At 65.1% G+C, this 5,556-nt stretch carries 4 protein-coding genes; 2 read left to right on the top strand and 2 right to left on the bottom strand.

Going from position 1 to position 5,556, the window contains the following annotated elements:
• Positions 1-117: 117 nt before the first annotated feature.
• Both glmU and EOA79_RS29075 read right to left on the bottom strand, forming a co-directional pair.
• Positions 118-1,485 carry a bifunctional UDP-N-acetylglucosamine diphosphorylase/glucosamine-1-phosphate N-acetyltransferase GlmU gene (gene glmU, locus EOA79_RS29080; RefSeq protein ID WP_095825219.1) on the bottom strand — a complete coding sequence of 456 codons (1,368 nt, stop codon included), beginning with the start codon at positions 1,483-1,485 and terminating at the stop codon, positions 118-120.
• 147 nt (positions 1,486-1,632) lie between these two features.
• Entirely contained in the window at positions 1,633-2,379 is a 747-nt protein-coding gene (locus tag EOA79_RS29075) for a cytochrome c biogenesis CcdA family protein (protein ID WP_095825218.1), read from the bottom strand.
• A gap of 406 nt (positions 2,380-2,785) precedes the next feature.
• On the opposite strand from EOA79_RS29075, the gene topA reads away from it, so the two are divergent.
• Both topA and EOA79_RS29065 read left to right on the top strand, forming a co-directional pair.
• Positions 2,786-5,353, top strand: a complete 2,568-nt coding sequence (topA, locus tag EOA79_RS29070; RefSeq protein WP_128293520.1) for a type I DNA topoisomerase — start codon at positions 2,786-2,788, stop codon at positions 5,351-5,353.
• A 6-nt stretch (positions 5,354-5,359) separates the two neighbouring features.
• Positions 5,360-5,556 (top strand): hypothetical protein (locus tag EOA79_RS29065; protein ID WP_164893987.1); only part of this gene is annotated, 197 nt, incomplete at its 3' end.

Raw genomic sequence — 5,556 nt, 5'->3', positions numbered from 1 at the left:
CCATGACACGCCGCGCTTGCAATCCGGTTACTGCAAATGGTTGGTTTTTCGCGGCGCGGTGCTCGATCATTTATGGTTGGCGCCAGCGGCGCCGGCCCAGCAAACGTCCTTTGACGATCATTCCGCGGCTCTTTTCTTCGCCGCGGCCGCCGACGCGAAGCGCTCGCGCAATTCCTTGCCTTTTCTGGGCAGCGTCTTTTGGCGGGCGCGGCCGAAGGCCAGCGCATCGTCGGGCACGCTCTCGGTGATCACGCTGCCCGAAGCGATGTAGCCACCCTTGCCGATCGTGACCGGCGCCACCAGCGCGGAGTTGGAGCCGACGAACGCGCCCTCGCCGATATCGGTGAAGAATTTGGAAAAGCCGTCATAGTTGCAGGTGATGGTGCCAGCGCCGATATTCGCCCCAACACCGACCCGCGCGTCGCCGATATAAGTCAGGTGGTTGACCTTGGCGCCTTCCTCGATCGTTGCCTGCTTGACCTCGCAGAAATTGCCGACCTTGGCCTTTTGCCGCAAATCGGCGCCCGGCCGCAGCCGCGCGAACGGCCCGACATCGCAATTGGAAGCGATCGTGGCGCCTTCGATATGGCTGAAGGCGTGGATTTTCGCCCCTGAAGCGATCTTGACGCCCGGGCCGAACCAGACATGCGGCTCGACAATCGTATCGGCACCGATCTCGGTGTCGTGCGAGAAGTAGACGGTTTCAGGCGCGATCAGCGTCACGCCGGCAAGCATCGCCTCGCGCCGCTGGCGCGCCTGCCAGATAGCTTCCGCCTCGGCGAGCTCGGCCCGGTTGTTGATGCCGAGCGCGCTTTCGAAGCTCGCCTCCGTGGCCACCACATCGAGCCCGTCCGCGCCGGCGAGCTCGACGATGTCGGTGAGATAGAACTCGCCCTTGGCATTGTTGTTGCCGACCTTGTCGAGCAGCCGAAGCGCCTGGTTGCCGGCCACCGCCATCATCCCGGCATTGCAGAAGCCGAGCTTTTTTTCCGCCTCGGAGCAGTCCTTCTCCTCCCTGATGGCGACGAGACGCCCGCCCTTCTCGATCAGCCGGCCGTATCCCGTCGGATTGGGCGGGCGGAAGCCGATCACCGCAACGGCAGCACCCTCCGCCAGCTTCTGCCGCGCGGCAGCCAGCGCTGCCGCATCGATCAGCGGCGTGTCGCCGAACATGACGAGGATGTCGTCGTAGCCCTTCGCTATCGCTTCGCGCGCGGCAAGCACCGCATGGGCCGTGCCGAGCCGCTTCTCCTGCACGAAGGTCTCGGCTTTCGGCGCGAATTTCTGCACCGCCTTCCGCATCTCGTCGGCGCCGTGGCCGATCACCAGCGCCAGACCCGTTGCCCCGGCGGCCTCAGCGGCCTTCACCACATGAGCCACCATCGGCAGGCCGGCAATGGCGTGCAGCACCTTGGGCATCGCGCTCTTCATGCGCGTACCTTCGCCGGCGGCGAGGATGACGGACAGGCAGGATCTCTGGCTCATAGGGCAACCGTATGAAAGGATTCAAATCATCGCATGCTAGCAGCGGCGTGATGCTGCACCAATGCGGTTAAATTCCGGTGAGACAGCGGATCACCTGGACTCTTGATCGGCGGGTCCACAATTCGATCCTGTGCACGAAGTGGCAGATCACCCGAGCCGCCCGAGCGCCGGGAAGTTTTCCAGCAGCCAGTAGGATGCGCTCTGCACGCCACCGGTGAGAAAAAACACGCCGGCGACGACGAGCAGCGCGCCGATCGCTTTTTCCACGCGACCGAGATGGACGCGGAATTCTCCCAAGAAGCGCATGAAGGCGCCGGAAAACAGCGCCGCGATCAGGAAGGGGATGCCGAGCCCGAGCGAATAGGCGGCGAGCAGCAGCGCGCCCTCGCCCACCGTCTCGCGGCCGCCGGCTAAAGTCAGGATCGGCCCCAGCACCGGGCCGATGCAGGGCGTCCAGCCGAAGGCAAAGGCCAGCCCCATGACATAGGCGGCGATCATGCTGGCCGGCTTGCCCTGCGACTGGAAGCGCGCCTCGCGCGACAAGAGCGGGATGCGCACGATGCCGAGGAAATTCAGGCCCATGATGATGATCAGCGCGCCGGCCACCATCGCCAGCGGTTCCTGCCAGACGCGCAGCAGCCGGCCGATCGTCGAGGCGCCGGCGCCAAGCGCGACGAAGACGGTCGAGAAGCCGAGCACGAAGGCAACAGAGGCATAGAGCAGCGCGCCACGTGCGCCTTCGCGCGCCGTCGCGCCGGCGTTGCCGCGGAAATCGTCGACCGAAACGCCGGCCATGTAGCAAAGATAAGGCGGCACCAGCGGCAGCACGCACGGCGACAGGAACGAGATCGCCCCTGCTCCGACCGCGCTGACATAGCCGATGTCCAATGCCATTTCACGATGCCCCGGTTGTGCTGGCGCCGATATAGCGATGCCGGCGCCCTCGTGCCAATCACCATTGTGTGGCGCGTGGTCGCTAGCCGAGGAAGAAGCGGCGGCCGCTGCGCGTTCAATGGATGGCGCGCCAGTGCCGCGTGCCGTCCGCGTACCGCCGGGCCGATGCTGGTTCTGTCGGCGACTCCCCTCGGTAAAAGACCGAACCAAGACACGATCCGTCGGTGCGCCAAAAAATGTGTTCTCCGCCATACACTCTAAGAGTGTATCGCTGTCGGCCAGTTCGCAAATTGGGCCTGTCCCCTTGACCGATTGCAAAAGCACGGCCATGTGAGCGACGAAAAGAGTGGGATTTCGTCGTGCGCCGCGGAGCTCTTCCGCCGCCTCACAGCTGATAAGAGACCTCATGGACGTCGTCGTCGTCGAATCGCCGGCCAAGGCGAAGACAATCAACAAATATCTGGGCAAGAACTATAAGGTCCTGGCCTCGTTCGGCCATGTCCGCGATCTGCCGGCCAAGGACGGCTCGGTGCGCCCGGACGAGGACTTCGCCATGTCCTGGTCGGTAGACACCGCCTCCGGCAAGCGCCTCGCCGACATCGCCAAGGCGGTCAAGGACGCCGACGGGCTGATCCTCGCCACCGACCCGGATCGCGAGGGCGAGGCGATTTCCTGGCATGTGCTGGAAGTGCTGAGGCAGAAGCGCGCGCTGAAGGACAAGCCGGTCAGCCGCGTCGTCTTCAACGCCATAACAAAGACCTCGGTAATGGAGGCCATGGCCAATCCGCGCCAGATCGATGCGCCGCTGGTGGACGCCTATCTCGCGCGCCGCGCGCTCGACTATCTCGTCGGCTTCACCCTCTCGCCGGTGCTGTGGCGCAAGCTGCCGGGCGCCCGTTCCGCCGGGCGCGTCCAGTCGGTGGCGCTGCGGCTGGTCTGCGACCGCGAATCCGAGATCGAGCGCTTCGTCCGCGAGGAATACTGGCAGATCGCCGCCATCCTCAACACGCCGCGCAACGACAGTTTCGAGGCGCGGCTGACCGCCTATGCCGGCAAGAAGCTGCAGAAGCTCGACCTCGCCAACAAGGCCCAGGCCGACGACATCAAGGCGATGCTCGAAGGTGCGACCTTCAAGGCGCTGTCGGTCGAAGCCAAGCCCACCAAGCGCAATCCGGGCCCGCCCTTCACCACCTCGACGCTGCAGCAGGCCGCCTCCTCGCGGCTCGGCTTCTCGGCCAACCGCACCATGCAGGTGGCGCAGAAGCTTTACGAAGGCATGGATGTCGGCGGCGAGACCGCCGGCCTCATCACCTATATGCGAACCGACGGCGTGCAGATGGCGCCGGAGGCGATCACCGCGGCGCGCGATGCCATCGCCAGCGAGTTCGGCGCGAAATACCTGCCCGAAAACCCACGCTATTATTCGGTCAAGGCCAAGAACGCCCAGGAAGCGCATGAGGCGATCCGCCCTACCGATTTCAAGCGCACGCCGGCATCGGTCAGGCAATATCTCGATGCCGATCAGGCGCGCCTCTATGAGCTGATCTGGAAGCGCGCGATCGCCAGCCAGATGCAGCCGGCCGAGATCGAGCGCACCACGGTCGAGATCGAGGCGGTCAACGGCGCCCGCACCGCCGAGCTTCGCGCGGTCGGCTCGGTCATCCGCTTCGACGGCTTCATCGCCGCCTACACCGACCAGAAGGACGAGGACGCGGAGGACGAGGAAAGCCGCCGCCTGCCCGAGATCCGCGCCGGCGAGCAGCTTGCCCGTGAGGCGATCAACGCCACCCAGCACACGACCGAGCCGCCGCCGCGCTATTCCGAGGCGTCGCTGATCAAGAAGCTGGAAGAGCTCGGCATCGGCCGGCCGTCGACCTACACGGCGATTCTGAAGACGCTCGAGGACCGCGACTACGTCGCCATCGACCGGCGCAAGCTGGTGCCGCAGGCCAAGGGCCGGCTGCTGTCGGCCTTCCTCGAAAGCTTCTTCGAGCGCTATGTCGAATATGACTTCACAGCCTCGCTCGAGGAAAAGCTCGACGAGATCTCCGACGGCAAGCTCGCCTGGAAGGACGTGCTGCGCGACTTCTGGAAGGATTTTTCGGGCGCCGTCGACGACATCAAGGAACTGCGCGTCTCCGACGTGCTTGACGCCCTCAATGACGAGTTGGCGCCGCTGGTGTTCCCCGCGCGGGAGGACGGCTCAAACCCGCGCGTCTGCCCGAAATGCGGCACCGGCAACCTGTCGCTGAAGCTCGGTAAGTTCGGCGCCTTTGTCGGCTGCTCGAATTATCCGGAATGCTCCTATACCCGCCAGCTTGGCGACGCCGCCAATCCCAACGGCGAGAACGGCAATGGCGAGGACGGCGTCAAGCTGCTCGGCAAGGATCCATACACCGCCGAGGAGATCACCCTCAGGAGCGGCCGCTTCGGCCCCTACATCCAGCGCGGCGAAGGCAAGGACGCCAAGCGCTCGAGCCTGCCCAAGGGCTGGACCGCCGAGTCGATCGACCATGAGAAGGCGCTGGCGCTGCTGGCATTGCCGCGCGATGTCGGTAAGCATCCGGAAACCGGCAAGATGATCTCGGCCGGTCTTGGGCGGTACGGACCCTTCGTGCTGCACGACGGCACCTACGCCAATCTCGAAAGCATCGAGGACGTGTTCTCGATCGGCCTGAACCGCGCCGTTTCGGTGATCGCCGAGAAGCAGCAGAAGGGCAAGGGCGGCCGCAACGGGAGCACGCCGGCTGCGTTGAAGGAACTGGGCGAGCATCCCGACGGCGGCGGCAAGATCGTCGTGCGCGACGGCCGCTACGGACCCTACGTCAATTACGGCAAGGTCAATGCGACGCTGCCCAAGGGCAAGGATCCGCAATCGGTGACGATGGACGAGGCAATCGCCCTGATTGCCGAGAAGGAAGCCAAGGGCGGAGGCGGCAAGAAGCCGTTCCGCCGGGCGGCAAAGAAAGGATAGCACGACGTGGCGCGCAGGATCTCCGGAAGAAGTCACGGCGATCCGCGCAGCGCCGACACCAGGGCGAAGGTGGTCAAGGATGACTACCGGCCCTCGCGCGACGAAATCCTGCGCTACATCGCTGAGAACCCCGACCGCTCCGGAAAACGCGACATCGCCAAGGCGTTCGCGCTGCGCGGCGACGACCGCATCTGGCTCAAGGA

Source organism: Mesorhizobium sp. M1A.F.Ca.IN.020.03.2.1 (assembly GCF_004023205.1).
Classification (GTDB): Bacteria; Pseudomonadota; Alphaproteobacteria; order Rhizobiales; family Rhizobiaceae; genus Mesorhizobium.
The sequence above is the reverse complement of the archived record's forward strand: the minus strand, read 5'-3'. Positions and strand labels throughout refer to the sequence as shown.

What these genes read in the sequence shown, in the direction of transcription:
- EOA79_RS29075 (WP_095825218.1), bottom strand. Translation starts at nt 2,379, where the DNA reads ATGGCATTGGACATCGGCTATGTCAGCGCGGTCGGAGCAGGGGCGATC.
- topA (WP_128293520.1), top strand. Translation starts at nt 2,786, where the DNA reads ATGGACGTCGTCGTCGTCGAATCGCCGGCCAAGGCGAAGACAATCAAC.
- glmU (WP_095825219.1), bottom strand. Translation starts at nt 1,485, where the DNA reads ATGAGCCAGAGATCCTGCCTGTCCGTCATCCTCGCCGCCGGCGAAGGT.